The following is a 24,697-nucleotide window of genomic DNA, read 5'->3' on the forward strand; positions in this document are numbered from 1 at the left end:
CAGAGCAGCATTGAGCAGCCGCGAATCTGACAACGCCAACCCGACGCCCCGGCGTACGGGTCCGGACGCCTACCCGTCGGGCACGCCGCCCTACGGCACCCCGGGCCTCCCCGGCGGCGACCGGGCCGGGGCCGACGCCGGGTCGGGCGGCGAGGACGACGGTCCGAAGACCGAGACCACCCTGACCACCCGGGTCCGGATCAACATCCCCGGCTCGCGCCCGATCCCGCCGGTCGTCGTCCGCAGCACCGTCAAGAACGAGACTGCCAGGAACGATGATGGCCCGGCCGAGCAGGCCCGGTCCGCCGAGCCGGGCAGCCCGCGGCACCGCTCCGCGCCCGCCTCGCCCGTTCTCGGCGTGATGGACGGCACCCGCTCGGCCACCCCGCCGAACCTGCCGCCGGAGTGGCAGATCCCGTCGATCCCGCCGGCCACCTCGGAGTCCGAGTCCACCGGCGCGTGGTTCCGGCCGCGGCAGAAGAAGGCCCCGGCCGCCGAGCCCGCCCCGGCCGCGGTGGCGGCCGGCGCCCCGAGCGCGTCGGAGGCCCCGGCCGCGCCCGGCACCGCCGCCGAGGTCCGTCCGCAGTCCGCCCCGAACGGCGCCCGCCCGGCCCCGGCCGCCGGTACCGCCCGTCCGAACGGCCGCCCGCTGCCCGGCCAGGGCAAGGCGCCCGCCCCCGCCGCTCCCGCTTCGCCGTACGGCGCCGGGGCCCCGGGCGAGGAGCCCGGGGTGTACGAGGCCGCCGACCCGTTCGCGCCGGTCGCCGACCCGTTCGCCCCGACCGGCCACGACGCCGGTGCCCGCGGCCCGCGCGGCGGCCGTCCGCAGCAGCAGGCGCCGCGGCAGGGCGCGCCCCGGGCGAACGGTGCCCGGCCGAACGGGGCCCGCCCGAACGGCCCGCAGCAGGGCGGGCTGCCGCAGGCCGACCCGCTGGCCGGACCGAACCCGGACGACACCTCGGTGGACGGCTTCGCGCCGATCCGCGAGAACACCCCGCCGCCGGCCGCCATACCCGGCCTGCCCCGCGACGGCGTCCCGCGCGGCGCCGACGACCGTCCGCAGCCGGGCCTGTTCGCCTCGGCGCCGACCGGCGCCGACCCGTTCGCCACCCAGCGCCCGGCCGCCCCCGGCCAGGACCCCTTCGCCACCCCGGCGGGCCCCGGCGGGCTCTTCCCGGGCGCGCCCCAGCCCGCCGCCGGCGGGCCCCGGCAGGCCGGCCGCGACCCCGAGGCGACCGAGGTCACCCCGCTGCCGACCCCGGCCCCCGGCCCCGGCTCCCCGGCCGCCTCCGGCGGCCCGGGCGGTCCCGCAGCCCAGTCCGTCCCCGGGTCCGTGCCCGGTGCGACGCCCGTTCCCCCGCCCGGCCCGGCCCCCGCGAAGGCCGAGCCGGCCGCTCCCGCCAAGGCCAAGGCCAAGCGCGGCGGCGCGAAGAAGCTCGTCAAGCTCGGTGTCTACGCCTTCGGCGGCGTGCTCTTCCTCGGCGCCGCCGCGTACGGCACCGGCCTGATGCTCAACCAGTCCGACGTTCCCAAGGGCACCGTGGTGCTCGGCACGGACATCGGCGGCAACAGCCGTGACCAGGCGATCCACGCGCTGGACGCGTCCGTCGGCAAGGCCGGGCAGCAGCCGCTGAAGCTGAAGATCGGCGACCAGACGGTCGACCTCGACCCGACGGTCGCCGGGCTGACCTTCGACACCACGGCCACCGTGGACGGCCTCGCCGCGCACGACTACAACCCGGTCGCCGTGATCGAGTCGATCCAGGGCGGCACCAAGGCCGTCGCCCCGGAGGTCCGGGTCGACCGCGCCAAGCTCAAGGCCGCGCTGGACTCGCTGGCGGCCGGCTCGGGCCAGGGCCTCCAGGAGGGCTACGTCAAGTTCGCCGACAACGGCGACCCGGTCGTCGTCCCCGGCAAGGCCGGGCAGGCGGTGGACTCCAACGCCGCCATGGACGTGGTCGAGCAGGCCTACCGCGACCGCGCCGCCGGCAAGCCCGACCAGCCGATCGCGCTCGCCGTCACGGCCGCCCAGCCCAAGGTCTCCACCCAGGCCCTGCAGGCCGCCGCGGACAGCCTCGGCAAGCAGGTGACCAACGGGAAGATCCACCTCCTGGCCGGCACCAAGCCCTGGGACTTCGGCGCGAAGACCGCCGCCAAGGCGCTCACGCTGGCCCCGGACGCCTCCGGCAAGATCGCGCCCAAGTGGGACCTCGACGCGCTGAACTCCCAGCTGAACGGCGTGTTCGACAAGGTGAAGATCAAGAAGAACGGCCAGACCGCCGCGATCACCCCGCAGGACGTCGCGGACGCCGTCACCTCGTTGTTCGACAAGACCGGCGACAAGGAACGCACCTACAAGTTCACCGTCGCCTGACGGGCCGGGCACGAACGAGGGGCGGGACCGCCGCATCGAACGGACGCGGCGGTCCCGCCCCTCGACAACTCCCCCTCCCGGTCAGCAAGATGTGACGCCACACCATCCGTCACAGTCACTCCGGGAGCCACGCCGATGGGCCACCGCCTCCAGCACCACCGGACGGCGCTGCTCGCCGGTCTCACCGTCCTGACGCTCTCCCTCGCACTCTGCTCCTGCTCCTCCGGGCCGGACGGCGCGGCCGCCGACGCGCTGCCGAGCGCCGCCGCCACGGTGCCCAAGCTCACCTCGATCGACATCAACGCGCACGACCGCGCCCAGCTGCGCCAGGGCGGCACCCTGAACCTGGCGATCGCCCAGTTCTCCCACCAGTGGTCGCCGATCCACAGCGACGGCACCGAGTCCTCGACCGTCGCCGTCAGCAAGCCGCTGCTGCCGACCTTCTTCCGCTCGGACGCGGCCGGCACCCAGACCGTCAACCCGGCCTACCTCCAGGAGGCCCACGCCGAGGTCAGGGACGGCCACCAGGTGGTCACCTGGACGCTCAACCCGAAGGCCCACTGGTCCGACGGCACCCCGATCACCTGGCGCGACATCGAGGCCAACTGGCACGCCCTGAACGGCAAGGACCCGGCCTACCGGCCCTCCAGCACCTCCGGTTTCGAGCTGGTCAGCTCGGTCGAGCGGGGCAAGGACGACTTCCAGGCCGTGATGACCTTCGACCGGCCGTTCTCCGAGTGGCAGTCGATGTTCAACGGCGCCGCCAACGCCCCGCTGCTGCCCGCGAGCAGGGTCTCCACCCCGGACCTGTTCAACTCGGCCTACCTGGACGCGATCCCGCTCACCGCCGGCCCGTTCAAGGTCGACCGCCTGGACCCGGCCGCGCAGACCGTCACCCTGGTCGTCGACCCGAACTGGTGGGGCGACAAGCCGATGCTGGACCGGATCGTCTTCCACGCCATGACCCCCGACGCGATGGGCGCCGCCTTCGCCAAGGGCCAGATCGACCTCTTCAACAACGGCCCCGACCTGGCCGGCTACCAGGTCATCAAGAACACCAAGGGCGCGGCCGTCCGCCGGGCCGGCGGGCCGGACTTCCGGCAGCTCACCCTGAACGCCCGCAGCCCGCTGCTGGGCGACGCGACCGTCCGCCAGGCCGTGTTCCAGGCGATCAACCGGGACGCCCTGATCCGCGCCGACCTCAACGGCCTGGACTGGCCGGCCGTCCCGCTCAACAACCACCTGCTGGTCGCCAACCAGAACGGCTACCGCGACAACTCCCTCGGCCTGTCCCGCTTCGACCCGGCCGAGGCCGCCCGCAAGCTGGACTCGGCGGGCTGGAAGCTCGACGGCGACGTGCGGAAGAAGGACGGCCACGAGCTGAACCTGCGGATGATCGTTCCGGCCGGGGTCGCCGTGGCCCAGGGCGAGTCGGCCTCCATCTCCAGGATGCTCAAGGACGTCGGCGTCAAGGTCACCCCGGTGACCGCCGCCCCCAACGAGTTCTTCGACAAGTACGTCAACCGCAACGACTTCGACATCGCCGTCTACGCCCTGCTCGGCACCCCGTTCCCGGCCAGCGGCAGCCGCGCCAGCTACGCCCAGAACAGCGCCAACAACCGCGCCGGCGCGGGCAGCGCCGCGGTGGACGCCGCTCTCGACCGGGCGGGCGCCGCGCCCGACGCCGGCACCGCCTCCGAGGCGATCAACCAGGCCGACGGCGAACTCTGGAAGGTGGCCGGCGTGCTGCCGCTCTACCAGCGCCCGCAGCTGTTCGGCGCCCGCGCCGACCTCGCCAACATCGGTGCGCAGGGCCTGTCCGACATCGTCTGGGAGAACGTCGGCTTCACCAAGTAGGCCCCCGCCTCAGCCGTGCAGGGTCTCCCGCCAGTAGTGGCAGGCACTGCGCCGGCCCGGCAGCTCGGCCCCGTCCTCGTCCGCCACCGGCACCAGCGGCGGGAGTTCGGTCAGGCAGCGGTCCTGCACCCGGTCGCAGCGGGGGTTGAAGGCGCAGCCCTCGGGGATCCGCAGCAGGTTGGGCGGCAGGCCCTTGATGGCGTGCAGGTTCTGGCCCTTCTGGTCCAGCCGCGGGATGGAGTCCAGCAGGCCCCGGGTGTACGGGTGGGCCGGGCGTGCGTACAGCTCGTGCACCGGGGCGGTCTCGACGATCCGGCCCGCGTACATCACCGCGATCTTGTCGGCGACGTCGGCGACCACGCCCAGGTCGTGGGTGATCAGGATGAGCCCCATGTGGAACTCGGCCTGCAGCTCCGCCAGCAGGTCCATCACCTGGGCCTGGACGGTCACGTCCAGCGCGGTGGTGGGCTCGTCCGCGATGATCAGGTCCGGTTCCAGGGCGAGCGCCATGGCGATCATGATGCGCTGGCGCATGCCGCCGGAGAACTGGTGCGGGAAGTCGCCGACCCGCTGCTTGGCCGCCGGGATGCGCACCCGGTCCATCAGCTCCACGGCCTTCGCCCGGGCCTCGGTACGGGACAGCCCCTGGTGCGTCCGGAACATCTCGCCGAGCTGGTAGCCCACGCTGAGCACCGGGTTGAGGGCGGACAGCGCGTCCTGGAAGATCATCGCGATCTTCCGGCCCCGGACCGTCCGCCGGAGCTTGGGGCTCATGGTCAGCAGGTCCTCGCCCCGGAACAGGATCCGCCCCGCGGTGATCCTCCCGGGCGGCGTGTCCAGGATGCCCATGACCGCCTGCGCGGTCACCGACTTGCCCGAGCCGGACTCGCCCAGCACCGCCAGGGTCTCCCCCGCCGCCACCGAGTAGCTCACCCCGTTGACGGCCTTGGCGACGCCGTCCTGGGTGTGGAACTCGATGTGCAGGTCGTCGACCTCCAGCAGTGGGGTCCCGGGCACCAGGTTCTCCCGACCGCCGCCGGTCACCTCCACCATGTCCATCCGGGCAGCCCTCCTCAGCGCAGTGGCGAGCATCGACAGGCGCAGAGCAACTATCAAGGAACAGCGCGCACTTGGGGAGGCTGCGGGAGATCTCGGTTGCATCACGGCGAAGGGCGCGCCCTCGGCGCGAGGACGCGGCCCGGGTGCGCGAGGTCAGTCCGCGCCCTGTCCGTTCTCGCGCTCCGCCGCGCTCTGCCCGATCTCGCGCTCCGCCGCGCTCTGCCCGATCTCGCGCTCCGCCGCGCTCTGCCCGATCTCGCGCTCCGCCGCGCTCTGCCCGATCTCGCGCTCCGCCGCGAAGTGACACGCCGAGTCGTGGAACGCCGCCCCCTCCAGCCAGCTCGGCGAGGCCAGCAGCGGCACCTCGACCACGCACCGCTCCTGCGCCTTCCAGCAGCGGGTGCGGAACCGGCACCCCGAGGGCGGGTTGGCCGGCGAGGGCACGTCCCCGGTGAGCACGATCCGGTCGCGGGACTCGCGCGCCGTCGGGTCCGGCACCGGCACCGCCGAGAGCAGCGCCTGGGCGTACGGGTGGGTCGCGTGGTCGTAGATCTCCGTGTCGCTGCCGATCTCGACCACCTTCCCCAGGTACATCACCCCCACCCGGTCGGAGATGTGCCGGACGATGGAGAGGTCGTGGGCGATGAACATGTACGACAGGTTGAACTCGCCCTGCAGCTGCTCCAGCAGGTTGATCACCTGCGCCTGGACGGACACGTCCAGAGCGGAAACCGGCTCGTCGCAGATGATGATCTCCGGCTTGAGCGCCAACCCCCTTGCGATGCCGATGCGTTGGCGCTGGCCGCCGGAGAACTGGTGCGGGTACCGGTTGATGTACTCGGGGTTGAGCCCGACCACGTCCAGCAGGTCCTGGACGGCCCTGCGGCGGTCACCCCTGGGCGCCACCTCGGGGTGGATCTCGTACGGCTCCCCGATGATGTCGCCGACCGTCATGCGCGGGTTCAGCGAGGTGTACGGGTCCTGGAACACCATCTGGATGTTGCGCCGGACGGCCTTCAGCGCGCTGCCGGACAGCCGGGAGATCTCCTCCCCCTTGTACCGGACGGACCCTCCGGTGGCCGGTTCCAGGTTCATCAGCACCTTGGCCAGCGTGGACTTCCCGCAGCCGGACTCGCCGACGATGCCGAGCGTCTCGCCCTGCATCAGGTCGAAGCTGACCCCGTCCACCGCCTTGACCGCGCCGACCTGCCGCCTGAACAGCACGCCCCGGGTCAGCGGGAAGTGCTTGACCAGGTTCCGGACCTCCAGGATCGGCTCGCCGCGCGGCACCTCCTGGTCGAAGGCGGCTTCCTGCGGCACCGCCCCGCTCGTCGCGCTGGCCCCGTTAGCGGTCATGGAGGGTCTCCTTCCAGAAGAAGCAGGCGCTGCCGCGCCCCTCCAGCGGTGTGCCGTCGTCCTCGGCGACCGGGAACAGCTCCGGCACCTCGACCCGGCAGACGTCCTGCGCCCGGGGGCAGCGCGGGTTGAAGGCGCAGCCCCTGGGGATCCGCAGCAGGTTGGGCGGCAGGCCCTTGATGGCGTAGAGCTCCTGGCCCTTCTGGTCCAGCCGCGGGATGGAGTCCAGCAGGCCCCGGGTGTACGGGTGCGCGGGCCGCGCGTACAGCTCGTGCACCGGGGCGGTCTCGACGATCCGGCCCGCGTACATCACCGCGATCTTGTCGGCGACGTCGGCGACCACGCCCAGGTCGTGGGTGATCAGGATGAGCCCCATGTGGAACTCGGCCTGCAGCTCCGCCAGCAGGTCCATCACCTGGGCCTGGACGGTCACGTCCAGCGCGGTGGTGGGCTCGTCCGCGATGATCAGGTCCGGTTCCAGGGCGAGCGCCATGGCGATCATGATGCGCTGGCGCATGCCGCCGGAGAACTGGTGCGGGTAGTCGTTCACCCGCTGCTTGGCCGCCGGGATGCGCACCCGGTCCATCAGTTCGACGGCCTTCGCCTTCGCCTCCGCGCGGGAGGTGCCCCGGTGGGCCCGGTACATCTCGCCGAGCTGGTAGCCCACGCTGAGCACCGGGTTGAGGGCGGACAGCGCGTCCTGGAAGATCATGGCGATCTTCCGGCCCCGGATCCTCCGCCGCTCGTCCTTGCCCATCTTCAGCATGTCCCGGCCGCGGAAGCGGATCTCCCCGCGCGGGATCCGGGCCGGCGGCATGTCCAGGATGCCCATGATCGCCTGCGCGGTCACCGACTTCCCGGAGCCGGACTCGCCCAGCACCGCCAGCGTCTCGCCCGCCCGGACGCTGTAGTTGACCCCGTTGACGGCCCGGGCGACGCCGTCCCGGGTGACGAACTCGACGTGCAGGTCCCGTACGTCGAGCAGCGGCCCCTCGTACGGCACCTCCCGCTCGTGCCTGCCGGTGTCGGTTTCCACGGCTGTACTCACGACGCGCTCCCCTCGCTCAGCGAAGCTTCGGGTCGAGGGCGTCGCGCACCGCGTCGCCCATCATGATGAAGGCCAGCACGGTGACGGAGAGCGCCGCGGCCGGGAAGAACAGCACGTACGGTGCCGTGCGGATCACCTTCTGGGCGGAGGAGATGTCGATGCCCCAGGAGATGGTCGGGTCCTGCAGACCGATGCCGAGGAAGCTCAGCGTCGCCTCGGTGGCGATGTAACCGCCGAGCGCGATGGTGGCGACCACGATCACCGGGGCGATCGCGTTCGGCAGGATGTGCCGGAACATCAGCCGCCCGGTCCCGGCGCCGAGCGCCCGTCCGGCCATCACGTAGTCGGACTGCTTGACGGTCAGCACCGCGCCGCGCATGACGCGGGCGATCTGGGTCCAGCCGAGCACGCCCAGCGCGATGACCACGCTCCACACCGTGCGGGTGCTGAAGGCGTTCAGCAGCACCAGGGCGCCGAGCAGCAGCGGGATGCCGAAGAAGATGTCGACGATCCGGGAGATCACCGCGTCCACGGCGCCGCCGAAGTACCCGGCGACCATGCCGGTCAGCCCGCCGAGCACGGTGACCGCGGCGGTCACGCAGATGCCGACGGTGACCGAGGCGCGAGCGCCGTAGACGACCCGGGCGAAGATCGAGCGGCCCTGGGCGTCGTAGCCGAACCAGCCGGCCCCGAACACGTCGCCCCAGTCCGGCCGGCGCAGGTAGTCGTTCACCAGGTCGGCCTTGCGCGGGTCGGCGTCGGTGAAGGCGTACGGGAAGATCGCCATCACCACCAGCAGCAGGATCAGCACCGCCGAGAGCAGGAAGATCGGCCGCCGGCGCAGGTCCCGCCAGGCGTCGCCCCAGAGGCTGCGGGCCTCCTCCCGCTTCTCCACGTCGCGTTCGACTAAGGTCTCCTGCTCGACCGCCATGCCCTGCTCGCCCGCGTAGTCCAGGCGCGAGACGCCGGGCTTGGGGTGCGGTTCGTACGAGTCCTCGTCGTGGATGTCAGACATAGCGGATCCTCGGGTCCAGGACCGCGTAGAGCAGGTCGACGAGCAGGCTGGCGACCAGGTAGACGATCACCAGGACGGTGACGATGCCGACCACGGTGGGGCCTTCCTTGGTGTTGATCGCCCGGTACAGGACGTTGCCGATGCCCTGCACGTTGAAGATGCCCTCGGTGACGATCGCGCCGCCCATCAGCGCGCCCAGGTCGGTGCCGAGGAAGGTGACCACCGGGATCAGCGAGTTGCGCAGCAGGTGCCGGAAGACGATGGTGCGCCGGGGCAGGCCCTTGGCGACGGCCGTGCGCATGTAGTCGGCCCGCAGGTTCTCGCCGATCGAGGTCCGGGTCAGCCGTGCCACGAAGGCGAGCGAGAGCGAGCCCAGCACGAAGGCCGGCAGGACGAGTTGGGAGAGGTCGTAGCTGTCCTGCACGGTCGGGGTGACCCAGCCGAGATTGGTGGCGAAGACGGTCTGCGCGATGTACGCCAGCACGAAGACCGGGATCGAGATCACCACCAGGGTCAGGACCAGCACCAGGGTGTCCGGGATGCTGCCGCGCCGCAGTCCGGAGACCACGCCGAGGGTGAGGCCCAGGATCACCTCGAACACGAAGGCCAGCAGCGCGAGCCGGATGGTGACCGGGAAGGCGCCGGCCATGATGTCCGAGACCGGGCGGCCGGTGAAGCTGGTGCCGAAGTCGCCCTGGAACAGGTTCCCCATGTAGTGCAGGTACTGCTTCCAGAGCGGCTGGTCCAGGAAGTACTTGTGCTTGATGCTGGCCACCACCGCCGGGTCGGCCGCCTTCTCGCCGAACAGCGCCGACACCGGGTCGCCCGGCAGGGTGTAGACCATCACGAAGATCAGCAGCGTGGTACCGAAGAACACCGGGACCATCTGCAGCACCCGCCGCAGCACGTAACTGCCCATCCGAGCCTCCTTCCAGGGCTTGCCGACCGGGGGCGGTCGGCCGAGCGGACCGGGCCCCGCCCTCCGTGCGGGGAGGGCGGGGCCGGAGTGGGGGCGGGTCAGCCCTTGACCTCGACCTCGGTCCAGGCCGGGTTGCCGAAGGAGTCGAACTTCACGTTCTGCACCTTGGTCGAGTAGCCCGAGTTGGTGCGGTAGTACCAGAGCGGGATGGCCGGCATGCCGCTCGGCAGCACGGCCTCGGCGCTCTGGTAGCCGCTCACCGTGTCGGCGACGCTGGCGGCCGCGTCGGCCTTGGTGGCCGCGTCGTCGAACTGCGGGCTGCTGTAGCCGAAGTCGTTGGAGGCCGCGCCGGTGCGGTACACGTCGGACAGGAAGTTGGCGTTCAGCGGGTAGTCCTGCACCCAGCCGGTGCGGAAGGCGCCGTTGAGCTGGTGGCTGGTGATCGCCGCGCGGGCGGTCTTGAAGTCGGGCTTCGGGTCGCCCAGGCAGTCGACGCCGGTGTTCTGCCGGATCGAGTTGCAGACCGCGTCGACCCACTCCTTGTGGCCGCCGTCCGCGTTGTAGGTGATCAGCAGCTTGTTGCCGGGGACGCCGCCGCCCTCCTGGATCAGCTGCTTCGCCTTCGCCGGGTCGAACTTGCAGAAGTCGCCGCAGGCGCCGTCCTTGTAGCCCTCCACGCCCTCCGCGACCCAGGCGGTGGCCGGCTTGCGGGAGCCCTGCAGCACGGTCTTGGTGATGGTGCCGCGGTCGATCGCCATCGACAGGCCCTGGCGCACCTTGGCCTTGTCCGGCGAGGACCAGTCGGACTGGTAGAGCGTGAAGCCGATGTTCTGGATCGCGCCCTGCGGGGCGTCGATGGCCCGGTCGCCGAGGTCGCTCTTGTACGTCGCCAGCGCGGACGGCGGCACCTGGTCCATCACGTCCAGGTTGCTGGACTGCAGGTCCGCGTAGGCGGCCTCGGACGTGTTGTACATCTTGAAGACGATGCCGCCGTTCTTCGGCTTGTCCACGCCCTGGTAGCCCGGGAAGGTCTTGGTGACCACCTCGCTGTTGTGCGCCCAGCTGACGAACTGGTACGGGCCGTTGCCCACCGGCTTCTGCCCGTACCCGGCCGGGTCCTTGAAGAAGCCGTCCGGCAGCGGCGAGAAGGCGATGTAGCCGAGCTTGTACTCGAAGTACGAGACCTTGTGGCTCAGGTTGACGGTGAAGTGCAGGTCGTCGGTGACGGTCAGTCCGGACATCTTGTCCGTGGTGGGCTTCCCGTTGGTCGGGTGGACGTCCTGGTAGCCCTCGATGTCGGAGAACCAGGAGCTGTTGATCTGGCCGTTGGCCGGGTTGGCGCCCCAGTTCCAGGCGTCCACGAAGTTCTTGGCGTGCACCGGGGTTCCGTCGTGGAACTTCCAGCCGTCCTTCAGCGTGACCTTGAAGGTCTGCGAGTCGCTGGTGTCGATCTTGTCCGCGACCTGCATCCGGATCTTGGCGGTGCTCGGGTCGTAGTCCACCAGCCCCTTGAAGAGGTTCTGGATGATGCGACCGCCGCCGACCTCGTTCGCGTTGGCGGGCTGCAGCGGGTTCTGCGGCTCACTGCTCTGGTAGCTGAAGGTCTTGCTGGCGTCCGACGAACTGGTTCCGCCGCCGCCGCCGCTGCTGCACCCGGTGGCCACCAGGACCACGGACGTCGCAGCGGCGAGGACCAGGCGAGCGCGGGCGGCTACGGGCATGGAGGTCCCTCCTCAGGGGTGTGTGTCGCATCACACCCCATGAGAAGCGCGCCCCGGCGACGGCGCGAGCCGGGTGCACCCGGACGGGTGCCGCGACCCGCTGCCGAGTTGACGCGGCGCCGGATCGGCGCAGTGCCCCGCCGGAAGCCCGGTCGCAAGCCCGGTCGCAAGCCCGGTCGGAACGCCGGAAGGGCCCGTGGCCGAAAGCCACGGGCCCTTCCGGGTGCGTACGGGCGGGTCAGGCCGCGGCCGACTCCCGGACCTCGGCGAAGTGGCAGGCCGACTCGTGCGCGGCCGGGCCCTCCAGCGTGGTCGGGATCGCCAGCAGCGGGACCTCCTCCGCGCAGCGCTCCTCCGCCTTCCAGCAGCGGGTGCGGAAGCGGCAGCCGGACGGCGGGTTGGCCGGCGAGGGGATGTCCCCGCTGAGGATGATCCGCTCGCGGGACTCGCGCGCCGTCGGGTCCGGCACCGGCACCGCGGAGAGCAGCGCCTGGGTGTACGGGTGGGTGGCGTTGTCGTAGATCTGCTCGTCGGAGCCGATCTCGACCATCTTGCCCAGGTACATCACGCCGACGCGGTCGGAGATGTGCCGGACGATGGAGAGGTCGTGCGCGATGAACATGTACGACAGGCCGAACTCGCCCTGCAGCTGCTCCAGCAGGTTGATCACCTGCGCCTGGACGGACACGTCCAGGGCGGAGACCGGCTCGTCACAGATGATGATCTCGGGCTTGAGCGCGAGGCCGCGGGCGATGCCGATGCGCTGGCGCTGACCGCCGGAGAACTGGTGCGGGTACCGGTTGATGTACTCCGGGTTCAGACCCACGACGTCCAGCAGGTCCTGGACGGCCTTGCGGCGGTCGCCCTTGGGCGCCACCTCGGGGTGGATCTCGAAGGGCTCCCCGATGATGTCGCCGACCGTCATGCGCGGGTTCAGCGAGGTGTACGGGTCCTGGAACACCATCTGGATGTTGCGCCGGACGGCCTTGAGGGCCGAGCCCGACAGCTGGGAGATGTCCTCGCCCTTGAACAGCACCTGGCCGGAGGTGGCCCGCTCCAGGTTCATCAGCACCTTGGCCAGCGTGGACTTGCCACAGCCGGACTCGCCGACGATGCCGAGGGTCTCACCCTTCTTCAGCTCGAAGGAGATGCCGTCGACCGCCTTGACGGCGCCGACCTGCTTCTTGAACAGGATGCCCTGGGTCAGCGGGTAGTGCTTGACCAGGTCCTTGACCTCCAGGATGTTCTCAGCCATGGAGGGTCTCCTTCCAGAGGTGGCACGCGCTGCGGCGGCCGGTGAGCTCCTTGCCGTCCTCGTCCGTCACGTGGTGCAGCGCCGGGATCTCCGTGCGGCACAGGTCGGTGGCGACGTCGCAGCGGGGGTTGAACGCGCAGCCGGCCGGAACCTTCAGCAGGTTCGGGGGCAGGCCCTTGATCGCGTACAGCTCCTGGCCCTTCTGGTCCAGACGCGGGATCGAGCGCAGCAGGCCCTTGGTGTACGGGTGCGCGGGGTTCGCGTACAGCTCGTGCACCGGGGCGGTCTCGACGATCCGGCCCGCGTACATCACCGCGATCTTGTCCGCGACGTCGGCGACCACGCCGAGGTCGTGGGTGATCAGGATCAGGCCCATGTTGTACTCGGCCTGGAGCTCCGCCAGCAGGTCCATCACCTGGGCCTGGACGGTCACGTCCAGGGCGGTGGTGGGCTCGTCGGCGATGATCAGGTCGGGCTGCAGCGACAGCGCCATGGCGATCATGATGCGCTGGCGCATGCCGCCGGAGAACTGGTGCGGGTAGTCGTTCACCCGCTGCTTGGCGGCGGGGATGCGCACCCGGTCCATCAGCTCGATGGCCTTGGCCTTCGCCTCGGCCTTGGAGGCGCCCTGGTGCACCCGGAACATCTCGCCGAGCTGGTAGCCCACGTTGAGCACCGGGTTGAGGGCGGACAGCGCGTCCTGGAAGATCATCGCGATCTTCCGGCCGCGGATCCTCCGCCGCTCCTCGTTGCTCATCTTGAGCATGTCCTGGCCGCGGTACAGGATCTCGCCCTGGGTCACCTTGCCCGGGGGCATGTCCAGGATGCCCATGATGGTCTGGGCCGTCACGGACTTGCCGGAGCCGGACTCGCCGAGCACGGCGAGGGTCTCGCCGGCCGCGACGGAGTAGTTGACGCCGTTCACGGCCTTGGCGATGCCGTCCCGGGTGTGGAACTCCACGTGGAGGTCCTTGACCTCCAGGAGCGGGGTTCCGACTTCGAGACGGTCGCTCTTCTGGTTGTTCTTCTCGATCACGGTGGTCATCGGGTCGTCACCTCTTCTCTCAGCGGAGCTTCGGGTCGAGGGCGTCGCGCACCGCGTCGCCGAGCATGATGAAGGCCAGCACGGTGAGGCTCAGCATGCCGGCGGGGAAGAACAGCGCGAACGGAGCCGTACGGATCACCTTCTGGGCCGAGTTGATGTCGATGCCCCAGGAGATGGTCGGGTCCTGCAGACCGATGCCGAGGAAGCTCAGCGTCGCCTCGGTGGCGATGTAACCGCCGAGGGCGATGGTGGCGACCACGATCACCGGGGCGATCGCGTTCGGCAGGATGTGCTTGAACATGATCCGGCCGGTGCCGGCGCCGAGCGCCTTGGCCGCGGTCACGAAGTCGGCCTGCTTGACCGTGATCACCGAACCGCGCATGACACGGGTCATCTGGGTCCAGCCCAGGGCGACCAGCGCGAAGACCACGCTCCAGACGGTGCGCGAGGTGAAGGCGTTCAGGATCACCAGCGAGCCGAGCAGCAGCGGGATGCCGAAGAAGATGTCGGTGACGCGGGAGACGATCGTGTCGACCCAGCCGCCGAAGTAACCGGCGACCATGCCGGTGATGCCACCGAGGATGGTCACACCGAGGGTCACGCAGATGCCGACCACCACCGACGCGCGGGCGCCGTACAGGACGCGGGCGTAGATGCTGCGCCCCTGGAGGTCGTAGCCGAACCAGTCCGGCTGGAAGAAGTGGCTGTAGTTCGGCTTCGTCAGGTAGTGGTTGCGCAGGTCGCCGGCGCGCGGGTCCACCGAGGTGAACAGGCTCGGATCGATCGCGATGACGACCAGCAGCAGGATCAGCAGCGCGGAGATCACGAAGATCGGCCGGCGGCGCAGGTCCTGCCAGGCGTCGGAACCGAGGCTGCGCGCCTTCTCCGGCTTGGGCTCGGCGACCGCGGCGGCCGCCTGCGCCGGGACGTCCTCGACGTTCTTCTTCTCGGTCAGGTCAGGCATAACGGATCCTCGGGTCCAGGACCGCGTAAAGCAGGTCGACGATCAGTCCGGCAACCAGGTACACGATCACCAGGAAGGCCACGAAGCCGGCGACCGTCGAGCCCTCCTTCAGGTTGATCGCCTTGAAGAGCGCGTTGCCGACACCCTTGACGTTGAAGATGCCCTCGGTGACGATCGCGCCGCCCATCAGGGCGCCGAGGTCGGTGCCGAGGAAGGTGACCACCGGGATCAGCGAGTTGCGCAGCAGGTGAGTGGTGATCACCTTGCGGCGCGGCAGACCCTTGGCCACCGCGGTGCGGACGTAGTCGGCCTTGATGTTCTCGGCTATGGAGGTACGGGTGAGACGCGCCACGTAGGCCAGCGACAGCGAACCGAGCACGAAGGCCGGCAGCACCAGCTGCGTGATGTCGTTGGAGTCCTGGACGGTCGGCGTGACCCACTTCAGGTCGTCCGCGAAGACCGTCTGGAAGATGAAGCCCAGCACGGGGACCGGGATCGAGATCAGCAGCAGGGTGACGACCAGCGCGCCCTTGTCGAACGCCTTGCCGCGACGCAGACCGGCGAACAGGCCGACGCTGACACCCAGCACGATCTCGATGGCGAACGCGAACAGCGCCAGCCGGATGGTGACCGGCAGCGCCTCGGTGATCACGTCGAGCACCGGCCGCCCGGCCAGGGTCTTCCCGAAGTCCCCGGTGAGCATGCCCCCCATGTAGTCGAAGTACTGCTGGAGCATCGGCTTGTCCAAGCCCAGCGCGTGCTTCCGGGCAGCAAGCTGGGCCGGGTCCGGCGCCTTTTCGCCCCACAACGCTGCCACCGGGTCGCCCGGCAGCGCGTGCACCATCATAAAGATGAGCAAGGTCGTTCCGAAGAAGACCGGGATCATCTGGAGCAGTCGCCTCGCGACAAAACGCCCCATCGTGCCTCCATGTATGGCTCTGCTGGGCCCGTCAACCCAGAGAGATAAGTCGGCGTGCCAACGGCCGGTACCAGTCCTCGCCCTTGTGGGGATGGGACGGGCACCGGCCGTTGGCACTGGGTCAGGCGGTGCCGACCGATTACTTCTTGACCTCGACGTCGGTGAAGACCGGGTCGCCGAAGGAGTCGAACTTCACGTTCTGGACCTTGTTGGAGTAGCCGGAGCTGGTCTTGTAGTACCAGAGCGGGATGGACGGCATGTCCTTGGCCAGAACGGCCTCGGCCTGCTGGTACAGCTCGGCGGTCTTCTCGACCGAGGTCGCGGCGTCCGCCTCCTTCGCCAGCTTGTCGAACTCCGGGCTGGAGTAGTGGGAGTCGTTGGAGGACGCACCGGTGCCGTAGACGTCACGCAGGAAGTTGGCGTTCAGCGGGTAGTCCTGCTGCCAGCCGGTCCGCATCATGCTCGGGACCTGCTGCTTGGTGACGAGGTCGCGGACGGTCTTGAAGTCCGGCTTCGGGTCACCGATGCACTCGACGCCGGTGCTCTGCCGGATCGAGTTGCAGACCGCGTCCACCCACTCCTTGTGGCTGCCGTCGGAGTTGTACATGATGCTGAGCTTGCCGCCGGGGACGCCACCGTTCTCGGTGATGAGCTGCTTGGCCTTCGCCGGGTCGAACTTGCAGGCGTCGCCGCAGGTGCCGGCCTTGTAGCCCATGACGCCGGGCGCCACGAACGCGTCGGCGGCCTGGCGGTTGCCGTTCAGGACGGTCTTGGTGATGGTGTCGCGGTCGATCGCCATCGAGATGCCCTGGCGGATCTTGGCGGCCTTGTCCTTGTCCAGGGAGGACCAGTCCGCGTTGTACAGCGCGAACGAGATGTTCTGGATGGCGCCCTGCGGCTGGTCGACGGCGCGCTTGCCCAGGTCGTCCTTGAACTTCGGCAGGTCGGTCGAGTCGACCTGGTCCAGGACGTCCAGGGTGTCGGACATCAGGTCCTTGTACGCGGCCTCGCCGGTGGCGTAGTTGCGGAAGACGATGCCGCCGTTCTTCGGCTTGTTGCTGCCCGCGTACTTGTCGTAGGCCTTCACGGTGATGGCCTTGTTGTGCTCCCACGAGACGAACTGGTAGGGGCCGTTGCCGACCGGCTTCTCGCCGTAGCCGGCCGGGTCCTTGAAGAAGCCCTCGGGCAGCGGGGAGAACGCCGAGTAGCCGAGCTTGTACGTGAAGTACGAGACCGGGCTGGTCAGCTCGATGGTGAAGTGGGTGTCGTCGACGATCTTCAGGCCGGACATCTCGGTGCCGGTCGGGTCGCCCTTCTCCGGGTGGACGGCGTCGTAGCCGACGATGTCGGAGAACCAGGACGAGTTGATCTGGTTGTTCTTGACGTTGGCCGACCAGTTCCAGGCCTTCACGAAGGACGCGGCGGTGACCGGGGTGCCGTCGTGGAAGGTCCAGCCGGACTTCAGCGTGACGGTGTAGTTCTTGGCGTCGGTGGTCTCGATCTTGTCGGCCACCTGGTTGCGCAGCGCACCGGTCGCGGGATCGTAGTCGACGAGCCCCGTGAAGAGGTTCTTGATGATGCGGCCGCCGATGGTCTCGTTGGCATTGGCCGGCTGGAGCGGGTTCTGCGGCTCCCCGCTCTGGTAGCTGAAGACGCCCGCGGCGTTGACCGCGCCGCTGTCCGAGCTGCCCCCGGAGGAGTCGCTGCTACCACTGCTGCTACAAGCAGTCGCGGCGAGCGCGACAGCGACAGCTGCGACAACCCACTTGGCCTGGCTCACACCACGCATCGGTGTGCCTCCTGAATTCGACGTTACGACGAGGAGGGCACCACGGAACGGTTCTCACCGGGCCCGCAATGCCGTCCGCGCTCGTGGTTTCGGCGCGCACCCCTGCGCGTTAACCCTTGACCCGAGCCTGACTGGCTCCACTATCCGTCACGCACGGACACGAAAGTGACCAGTGACGATCTCAATTAGGTCACATGAACAGTCGGTAAGTTTCGAAAACCGGACATTTGAGACATAGCCAGACAGGCACCAAACGGACAGTCGTCACGGATGACGAACTGTCACGTCCGCTCAGCGAACACCTCGATGTGATGAGCGCTATTCCGTTAATAGCGGCCCCGACAACTTGGAGTAGTTGAAAAAGTTCGCCCCCCTCTCCATCGGAAAGGGGGGCGAAGCATTCCGGCCAAAGGCCGTTCAAGCCGTCCGGATCACGCCTTCTTGGCGCGCGAGGCAGTGCGTCCGCGGTCCTTCTGGTCCAGCACGACCTTACGGATGCGAACCGTCTCCGGGGTCACCTCGATGCACTCGTCCTCGCGGCAGAACTCCAGCGACTGCTCCAGCGAGAGCTTGCGCGGCGGGACGATCGACTCGGCCACGTCGGCGGTCGAGGACCGCATGTTGGTGAGCTTCTTCTCCTTGGTGATGTTCACGTCCATGTCGTCGGAGCGCGAGTTCTCGCCGACGATCATGCCCTCGTACACCTCGGTGCCCGGCTCGCAGAAGAGCACGCCGCGCTCCTGCAGGTTGGTCATCGCGAAGGCGGTGACCACACCGGCCCGGTCGGCGACCAGCGAACCGTTGTTGCGGGTGGTCAGGGGGCCGAACCACGGCTCGTGGCCCTCGTGGATCGAGTGGGCGATGCCGGTGCCGCGGGTGCTGGTGAGGAACTCGGTGCGGAAGCCGATCAGGCCGCGGGACGGCACGACGAACTCCATCCGGACCCAGCCCGAGCCGTGGTTGGACATGTTGTCCATCCGGCCCTTGCGGACGCCCATGAGCTGGGTGACGGCACCCATGTGCTCCTCCGGCACGTCCACGGTGAGGCGCTCGACCGGCTCGTGGACCTTGCCGTTGACCTCCTTGGTGACCACCTGAGGCTTGCCGACGGTCAGCTCGAAGCCCTCGCGGCGCATGGTCTCGATCAGGATGGCCAGCGCCAGCTCACCGCGGCCCTGCACCTCCCAGGCGTCCGGACGCTCGGTGTCCAGCACGCGCAGCGAGACGTTACCGATCAGCTCGCGGTCCAGGCGGTCCTTCACCTGGCGGGCGGTGACCTTGCGGTCCACCTTGACGCCGGACTTGGCGTCCGCGCCCTTGCCGCTGCCGCCGCGGCCGACCAGCGGCGAGGTGTTGGTGCCGATGGTCATCGAGATGGCCGGCTCGTCCACCGTGATCAGCGGCAGTGCGATCGGGTTCTCGGTGTCGGCCAGGGTCTCGCCGATCATGATGTCGGAGATGCCGGCGACGGCGCAGATGTCACCCGGGCCGGCCACCTCGGCCGGCTTGCGGGTGAGCGCCTCGGTCATCAGCAGCTCGGAGATGCGGACGTTCTGGATCGAGCCGTCGCGCTTGATCCAGGCCACGGTCTGGCCCTTGCGCAGCTCGCCCTGCTCGACGCGCAGCAGCGCGATGCGGCCGAGGAAGTTGTCGGCGTCCAGGTTGGTGACGTGGGCCTGGAGCGGCGCGTCCTCGTCGTAGCTGGGGGCCGGGACGTGCTCCAGCAGGGTGGAGAAGAACGGCTCCAGGTTGGTGCTGTCCGCGGGAACGGTGCCGTTCTCCGGCTTGGTCAGCGAGGCGACGCCGTCACGGGCGCAGGCGTAGACGATCGGGAACTCGATCTGGTCCTCGTCCGCGTCCAGGTCCAGGAACAGGTCGTAGGTCTCGTTGATGACCTCGTCGATCCGGGAGTCCGGACGGTCGGTCTTGTTGATGCACAGGATGACGGGCAGCCGGGCCGCGAGCGCCTTGCGCAGCACGAAGCGGGTCTGCGGCAGCGGGCCCTCGGAGGCGTCGACCAGCAGGACGACCGCGTCCACCATCGACAGACCGCGCTCGACCTCGCCACCGAAGTCGGCGTGGCCCGGGGTGTCGATGATGTTGATGGTGATCGGCGCGCCGCCGTCCTTCGGGTGGTACTTGACCGCGGTGTTCTTCGCGAGAATGGTGATGCCCTTCTCGCGCTCCAGGTCGTTCGAGTCCATCATGCGGTCGTCGAGCTGCTGGTGGGCGGCGAAGGCGCCGGCCTGCTTCAGCATGGCGTCGACCAGCGTGGTCTTGCCGTGGTCGACGTGGGCGACGATGGCGACGTTACGGATGTCGTTGCGCGTGGGCATGCCTAGCGGATTCTCCCGGAATCGTGGGTTACGGCGGGCCCGGCCGCGAGACGCGCACTTGCGGCCCCTTCGGCCGCCGCCACCCGTTCCGCCTGCTACTACCGGTCCACCCGCCGGGCATCTGGACATGCCTCGGCTTTTCCCTATGGTACGGGGAAGCGCCCAAAGGGGCGGAAACGAGCAGCTCGGGCGGGACCAAGATCACAGGTGGATCACCCGCTCCTCACCCCGCCGTCGCGCTCCGCCACCCTTGCGCCGGTGATCCGCTCCGGCCCTAGCGGCTCCAGCCCACGTCCTGGAAGCGCGGCCACCCGAAGCCCCACACCCCGACCCCGGCCACCCCGGTCCGCACCGCGACCAGCTCCGGCCGCTGGTACAGCGGCACCGAGTGCCCCAGCTGCCAGATCCGTACGTCGGCCTCCTGCAGCAGGTCCAGGCGGGCCACCGGGTCGAGTTCGGCGGCCGCCCGGTCGAACAGCCGGTCGATCTCCTCGGTGCCGCTGCGGCCGTAGTTGCCGCCCGGTTCGAGCGCGCCCTCCGCGTCCGGCCGGGGCTTGGCGTACGCGGCGCGCTGCTCGGCGGCCGGGCTGGGACCGGCCGGCCAGGAGAACAGCGCGAGGTCAAAGTCCCCGACGGCCAGGTGCTCCTGGACGTAGGTCTCGGCGGGCGCGGTCCGCGGCTTCACCGCGATGCCGGACTCGGCGAGGTCGGCGGTGAGCGCGTCGGCGGTGCGCTTGGCGGTCGCGGAGCCGGCCGGTACGAGCAGGGTGAGGGCGAGCTCCTTGCCGTCCTTGGTCCGGGTGCCGCCGTCCGGCCGCTTCCAGCCGGCCCCGTCCAGCAGCTGCGCGGCGTCGGCCGGTCCGGCCGCGGCGCTGTCGTCGCGGTAGCCCTCCTGGTCCCCGGCGAGCAGGTGGCTGCCGAGCGGGGCGCCGGGCAGCCCCAGCGGGGCGAGCGCGGCCTCGGCGATCCGCCGCCGGTCGACCGCCCGGCCCACCGCCCGCCGGACCGCCGCGTCGGCGAGCGGGCCGCGGGCCGCGTTGAGGGTGAGCTGGGTGAGCGAGGCGGCGGCCGCCCGGTGCACGGTGATCCCGGGCAGCGACTCGGCCCGCCGCAACACCTGCGCGGCCGCCTCGGGCGCGGCGGCAGGCGGGGCGCCGGGCGGGGCGGGCGGGGCGGCAGCCGGGGCGGCGGAGCCCGAGGCGCCGGCGGTGGCGGACCCCGAGGCGCCGGCCGTGGCGGCGGGCGGCACCGCCCGGTCCACCGCCGCGGTGAGCGGGGCGATGTCCAGCCGCTCCTGGCCCAGCGCGTCCAACCGCTGCTCGGGCGGCACGGCCAGGAAGTCGATCCGGTCGGTCTTCGGCAGGTCCCCCCACCAGAGCCGGTTGCTCACCACGGTGACCCGTCCACCCTTCGCGTCGTAGCTGGAGAGGGTGTACGGCCCAGCGCTCAGGTGGCCGACGCCGGTGAGCTCCCGGTTGAAGGCCGCAGCCGTGGAGGTCTCGGCGGCCGGGTAGAGCGGCCCGAACAGCGCGCGCCACTCGGCGTACGGCCGCCGGAAGGTCACCTTCACCTCGTGCGGGTCGGTGCCCTGGGTGACCGACTCGATGGCGTCGTACCCGGCCGGGTGCCCGCCCCGGTAGGCCGGGTCCTGCCCGGACAGGGCGGTCCGCTGGGCGATGAGGTCGGCGGCCGACAGCGGGGTGCCGTCGCTCCAGACGGCGTGCGGGTTGAGCCGGTAGGTGACCACCTGCGGCTGCTGCCCGGGCGGGGTGCACTCGGCGCCGGTCAGGTAGTCCGGGTCGGGGGCGAGCCGCCCGTGCTCGTCGGGCCGGAACAGCGAGGGGTACAGCGCGTGCGCGAGCAGCGCCGAGTCGGCGGTGGCGGCGCTCTGGTAGACGTTCAGCGTGGCCGGGACGCCGTCCAGCGCCCAGCGCAGCGTGCCGCCGTTCTCGACGGCGTCGCGGTCGGCGGGGCGGACGTCCCCGGTGGTGGCGGTGGGGTCGGCCGAGGCCGAGGCCGGGGCCGGGGCGGGCTCGGGGCCACGGACCGGGTCCCGGTCGTCGGAGCAGCCGCCGAGACCGGCGGCGAGCAGCAGCGCCACGGCTGCGGCGGTGAGCTGACGGACACGCATGGTCGCCATGGAACGCCGCCCGCCCGGCCCGGGCCGCGTCGACACGGCGGACCGCCGGGCGACTGCACCCGGACGGCCCAGTGCCCGGCTACAGCGCCAGCTCGAACCAGACGATCTTGCCCTTGGGCGTGCGCCGACTGCCCCAGCGCTCGGCCAGCAGGCTGACCAGCTGCAGGCCCCGCCCGCCCTCGTCGGTCTCCTGGGCGCGCCGCTGCCGGGGCTGGGCGTAGCCGTCGTCCCAGACCTCGCAGACCATGCTGCGCTCGCGCAGCAGCCGCAGCCGGATCTCGCCCCGTCCGTGCTTGAGCGCGTTCGTGACCAGCTCGCTGACCAGCAGCTCGGTGGTGTCGACCAGTTCCTCCAGGCCCCGGGACAGCAGCCAGCTGCAGGCCAGCTCACGGGCTTTGGCGACGGACGTGGGCTCGGGCGGCAGGAACCAGTTGCCGACGGCGTCCTCGGGGAAGGCGTGCACCTTGGCCATCAGCAGCGCGATGTCGTCCTCACCGTGGTGCGGGTCGAGCTCGCCGAGGACGTGGTCGCAGAGGTCCTCCAGGCCCTTGCCCCGGTCGGCGAGCGCGGCCCGGAAGGCGCGCAGGCCCTCGTCCAGTTGGTGCTTGCGGCTCTCCACCAGGCCGTCGGTGTAGAGGCCGAGCACGGCGCCGTCCGGGAGGGTCAGTTCGACCTCCTCGAAGGGCTCGCCGCCGACGCCGAGCGGCAGGCCGGGCGGCACGTCGAGCATCCGGGCGGGCTCGCCGGGGCTGAGCAGGACGGGCGGCAGGTGGCCGGCGTTGGCGAACACGCAACGGCGGGTGACGGCGTCGTAGACGGCGTAGACGCAGGTGGCCAGGTAGACCTCGCGGGCCTCCTCGTCGGCCGTCGAGGTGAGCCGGCCGTACGGGGCGGGCGGGCCGGCCGGGACGGAGTCGTCGCCGAGGCCGCGGGCGATCTCGTCCAGCGCGCCGAGCACCTCGGCCGGGTCGAGGTCGAGCATCGCCAGGGTCCGCACCGCGGTGCGCAGCTGGCCCATGGCGACGGCGGCGCGCAGGCCGCGGCCCATCACGTCGCCGATGACCAGCGCGGTGCGGTTGCCGGGCAGCGGGATGACGTCGAACCAGTCGCCGCCGACCTCGGTGTTGTTGTTGCTGGGCAGGTAGCGGCAGGCGATCTCCAGGCCGCTGGCGGCCGGGTTGCCCGGGGGCAGCAGGCTGCGCTGGAGGATCAGCGCCCGCTCGTGCTCGCGGCGGTAGAGCCGGGCGTTGTCGATGCAGACGGCGGCGCGGGCGACCAGTTCCTCGGCGATCGCCACGTCGCGGGCGTCGAAGGGTTCGCTGCCGATCGCCCGGGAGAGCTGGACCAGGCCGAGCACCTGGTCGCGGGCGACCAGCGGGACGATCAGGGTGGAGCGCAGCAGCGGGTCGCGGCCGGGCTCCGGGACGACGCTGCGGCCGGTGCGCAGCGCCCGGGCGTGCGGGGAGCGGCGGGGGTAACAGAGGGTGCCGCCGGCCTCGGCGATCGGCAGGCCGGTGACCGAGCCGAGCACCGAGGAGGCGCCGCCGAGCACGCTGGAGACGGCGACCCGGCGCAGTTCGCCGCTGCCGTCGGTGAGCACGGTGTCGCCGAGCCGGCCGGCGCTGGGGACGGTCTCGCCGGAGAGCAGCGCGGTGTACAGGTCGACGGTGGCGAGGTCGCAGAACGGCGGGACGACGACGTCGAGGAGCTCCTTGGCGGTGGTCTCCAGGTCGAGGGTGGAGCCGATGTGCGCGCTGGCCTCGTTGAGCAGGGCGAGGTTGCGGCGCACGCCGTCGGCCTCGCGCTCGGCGACGTGGCGGCTGGTGACGTCGGAGACCTGCCCGGCCACGCCCATCGGCTGCCCGGCCGAGCTGTTGAGCCGGTACAGCGAGACGGCCCACAGCCGGTTGCCGTCGCGGGTCGGGACGACGCCGTGGAAGCGCAGGTCGAAGACGGGCTCGCCGGTGGCGAGGACCTTGCGCAGGGCGGCGGTGAGCCGGTCGGCCTCGGAGGGCGGGAAGAGGTCGTGCGGGGTGAGGCCCTCGAGGTCGGTGGGGACCAGGCCCATGCCGGCGGCGAAGGCGTCGTTGACCCGCTGCAGCCGCAGCCGGTCGTCGAAGAGCACGAAGCCGGTGGGGGTCTGGCCGAAGACGGCCTCGGAGGCGGCGAGGTCGGTCTCGATCCGGCGCAGTCGGCCGAGGTCGACGGCCAGGCAGGTGGCGCCCGCGGTGGGCAGGGCGCTGTCGGGCATCAGGTAGAGCTCGGCGAGGCCCTCGCCGCCGCCGGCGTCCCGGTACGGGGTGGTTCCGACCCACTCCTCGCCGGCCAGGGTGCGCTCGAGCCGGGCGCGGCCGCGCTGCCAGAGCTCGCGGGGCACGAAGGTGGTGATCGGGTCGGCGCCGACGGCCTCGGCGGCGGGGACGCCGAAGAACTCGGCGGCCCGCTCGCTCCACTGGCTGATCCGCCCGTCGGGGCCGATCGCGAAGGTGGCGACCCGGATGTAGTCGTAGATCGAGCCCGGGTCCCCGGCGCCCCAGGGCCTGGCCTCGGCGTCGGGTTGGGCGCCGCGGGCCGGTCCCGCGGTGCCGGTGCCCGGCGGGGCCGCCGGTACGGGCAGCTGTGGAGAACCGGCCTGCCCGGGTACAGCGGCATGACCGCTGCTGCTCGGCGCGTTCCGCGCCGGAGTGCTGTTCAACGGACCGACCCCTCCAACCCGCGACCGTCCGGATGTCGAGAAGACCGAGTATTCATCATCGAGGGGTGCGTTCACACGCCCTCAACATCACAACATCAGATCGGGCGAAGGTTTTTGTCCTACCGCCCGCGCAACCACAATGCCACGCTCGCGCCCCCTTCCGGAGCGCGCGCTCCCCCGGGGCGCCCGATGGCATGTGCGGCAC

General features: G+C 70.8%; 16 protein-coding genes. 2 read left to right on the forward strand and 14 right to left on the reverse strand.

What is annotated here, in order from left to right:
* Positions 1-10: 10 nt before the first annotated feature.
* The gene (locus tag O1G21_RS15950; protein WP_270144411.1) at positions 11-2,374 is read left to right on the forward strand and encodes a peptidoglycan binding domain-containing protein; all 2,364 of its coding nucleotides are present in this window, start codon (positions 11-13) and stop codon (positions 2,372-2,374) included.
* A 135-nt stretch (positions 2,375-2,509) separates the two neighbouring features.
* Positions 2,510-4,231, forward strand: a complete 1,722-nt coding sequence (locus O1G21_RS15955) for an ABC transporter family substrate-binding protein (protein ID WP_270144413.1) — start codon at positions 2,510-2,512, stop codon at positions 4,229-4,231.
* A gap of 9 nt (positions 4,232-4,240) precedes the next feature.
* Here O1G21_RS15955 and O1G21_RS15960 read toward each other — a convergent pair whose 3' ends face one another.
* The 14 genes from O1G21_RS15960 to O1G21_RS16025 all read right to left on the reverse strand — a co-directional run bounded on the left by O1G21_RS15960 (position 4,241) and on the right by O1G21_RS16025 (position 24,492).
* On the reverse strand, positions 4,241-5,290 hold the full coding sequence (locus O1G21_RS15960; RefSeq protein WP_270144415.1) for an ABC transporter ATP-binding protein: 1,050 nt from the start codon (positions 5,288-5,290) through the stop codon (positions 4,241-4,243).
* A gap of 153 nt (positions 5,291-5,443) precedes the next feature.
* The gene (locus O1G21_RS15965; RefSeq protein WP_270144417.1) at positions 5,444-6,646 is read right to left on the reverse strand and encodes an ABC transporter ATP-binding protein; all 1,203 of its coding nucleotides are present in this window, start codon (positions 6,644-6,646) and stop codon (positions 5,444-5,446) included.
* Positions 6,636-7,694: an ABC transporter ATP-binding protein gene (locus tag O1G21_RS15970; protein WP_270144419.1), complete on the reverse strand. Its 1,059-nt coding sequence runs from the start codon at positions 7,692-7,694 to the stop codon at positions 6,636-6,638. Before O1G21_RS15970 ends, O1G21_RS15965 begins: the two co-directional genes overlap by 11 nt.
* A 16-nt stretch (positions 7,695-7,710) precedes the next feature.
* Entirely contained in the window at positions 7,711-8,625 is a 915-nt protein-coding gene (locus tag O1G21_RS15975; protein WP_270151023.1) for an ABC transporter permease, read from the reverse strand.
* 76 nt (positions 8,626-8,701) lie between these two features.
* Entirely contained in the window at positions 8,702-9,628 is a 927-nt protein-coding gene (locus O1G21_RS15980) for an ABC transporter permease (protein ID WP_270144420.1), read from the reverse strand.
* Positions 9,629-9,726: 98 nt separating this feature from the next.
* Entirely contained in the window at positions 9,727-11,349 is a 1,623-nt protein-coding gene (locus O1G21_RS15985; protein ID WP_270144422.1) for a peptide ABC transporter substrate-binding protein, read from the reverse strand.
* Between the two features lie 238 nt (positions 11,350-11,587).
* Complete coding sequence (locus O1G21_RS15990) at positions 11,588-12,604, reverse strand: ABC transporter ATP-binding protein (protein WP_270144424.1); 1,017 nt, start codon at positions 12,602-12,604, stop codon at positions 11,588-11,590.
* A complete protein-coding gene (locus O1G21_RS15995) occupies positions 12,597-13,649 on the reverse strand; it encodes an ABC transporter ATP-binding protein (protein WP_270144426.1) in 1,053 nt (350 codons plus the stop codon). Before O1G21_RS15995 ends, O1G21_RS15990 begins: the two co-directional genes overlap by 8 nt.
* A gap of 19 nt (positions 13,650-13,668) precedes the next feature.
* On the reverse strand, positions 13,669-14,613 hold the full coding sequence (locus O1G21_RS16000) for an ABC transporter permease (RefSeq protein ID WP_270144428.1): 945 nt from the start codon (positions 14,611-14,613) through the stop codon (positions 13,669-13,671).
* A complete protein-coding gene (locus O1G21_RS16005) occupies positions 14,606-15,532 on the reverse strand; it encodes an ABC transporter permease (protein WP_270144430.1) in 927 nt (308 codons plus the stop codon). Before O1G21_RS16005 ends, O1G21_RS16000 begins: the two co-directional genes overlap by 8 nt.
* Positions 15,533-15,671: 139 nt before the next feature.
* On the reverse strand, positions 15,672-17,321 hold the full coding sequence (locus O1G21_RS16010; RefSeq protein WP_270144433.1) for a peptide ABC transporter substrate-binding protein: 1,650 nt from the start codon (positions 17,319-17,321) through the stop codon (positions 15,672-15,674).
* 431 nt (positions 17,322-17,752) lie between these two features.
* Complete coding sequence (gene typA, locus O1G21_RS16015) at positions 17,753-19,657, reverse strand: translational GTPase TypA (RefSeq protein WP_270144435.1); 1,905 nt, start codon at positions 19,655-19,657, stop codon at positions 17,753-17,755.
* Positions 19,658-19,931: 274 nt separating this feature from the next.
* The gene (locus O1G21_RS16020; RefSeq protein ID WP_270144437.1) at positions 19,932-21,788 is read right to left on the reverse strand and encodes an ABC transporter family substrate-binding protein; all 1,857 of its coding nucleotides are present in this window, start codon (positions 21,786-21,788) and stop codon (positions 19,932-19,934) included.
* 88 nt (positions 21,789-21,876) lie between these two features.
* Positions 21,877-24,492 carry a SpoIIE family protein phosphatase gene (locus O1G21_RS16025; protein WP_405000654.1) on the reverse strand — a complete coding sequence of 872 codons (2,616 nt, stop codon included), beginning with the start codon at positions 24,490-24,492 and terminating at the stop codon, positions 21,877-21,879.
* Positions 24,493-24,697 lie beyond the last annotated feature (205 nt).

It is taken from the genome of Kitasatospora cathayae (assembly GCF_027627435.1).
Lineage (GTDB): Bacteria > Actinomycetota > Actinomycetes > Streptomycetales > Streptomycetaceae > Kitasatospora > Kitasatospora cathayae.

Coding starts and splice junctions, on each gene's coding strand:
- O1G21_RS15965 (WP_270144417.1), bottom strand. CDS start 6,646: ATGACCGCTAACGGGGCCAGCGCGACGAGCGGGGCGGTGCCGCAGGAA.
- O1G21_RS16005 (WP_270144430.1), bottom strand. CDS start 15,532: ATGGGGCGTTTTGTCGCGAGGCGACTGCTCCAGATGATCCCGGTCTTC.
- O1G21_RS15990 (WP_270144424.1), bottom strand. CDS start 12,604: ATGGCTGAGAACATCCTGGAGGTCAAGGACCTGGTCAAGCACTACCCG.
- O1G21_RS15980 (WP_270144420.1), bottom strand. CDS start 9,628: ATGGGCAGTTACGTGCTGCGGCGGGTGCTGCAGATGGTCCCGGTGTTC.
- O1G21_RS15955 (WP_270144413.1), top strand. CDS start 2,510: ATGGGCCACCGCCTCCAGCACCACCGGACGGCGCTGCTCGCCGGTCTC.
- O1G21_RS16000 (WP_270144428.1), bottom strand. CDS start 14,613: ATGCCTGACCTGACCGAGAAGAAGAACGTCGAGGACGTCCCGGCGCAG.
- O1G21_RS15985 (WP_270144422.1), bottom strand. CDS start 11,349: ATGCCCGTAGCCGCCCGCGCTCGCCTGGTCCTCGCCGCTGCGACGTCC.
- O1G21_RS15975 (WP_270151023.1), bottom strand. CDS start 8,625: ATGGCGGTCGAGCAGGAGACCTTAGTCGAACGCGACGTGGAGAAGCGG.
- O1G21_RS16010 (WP_270144433.1), bottom strand. CDS start 17,321: ATGCGTGGTGTGAGCCAGGCCAAGTGGGTTGTCGCAGCTGTCGCTGTC.
- O1G21_RS16020 (WP_270144437.1), bottom strand. CDS start 21,788: ATGCGTGTCCGTCAGCTCACCGCCGCAGCCGTGGCGCTGCTGCTCGCC.
- typA (WP_270144435.1), bottom strand. CDS start 19,657: ATGCCCACGCGCAACGACATCCGTAACGTCGCCATCGTCGCCCACGTC.
- O1G21_RS15995 (WP_270144426.1), bottom strand. CDS start 13,649: ATGACCACCGTGATCGAGAAGAACAACCAGAAGAGCGACCGTCTCGAA.
- O1G21_RS15960 (WP_270144415.1), bottom strand. CDS start 5,290: ATGGACATGGTGGAGGTGACCGGCGGCGGTCGGGAGAACCTGGTGCCC.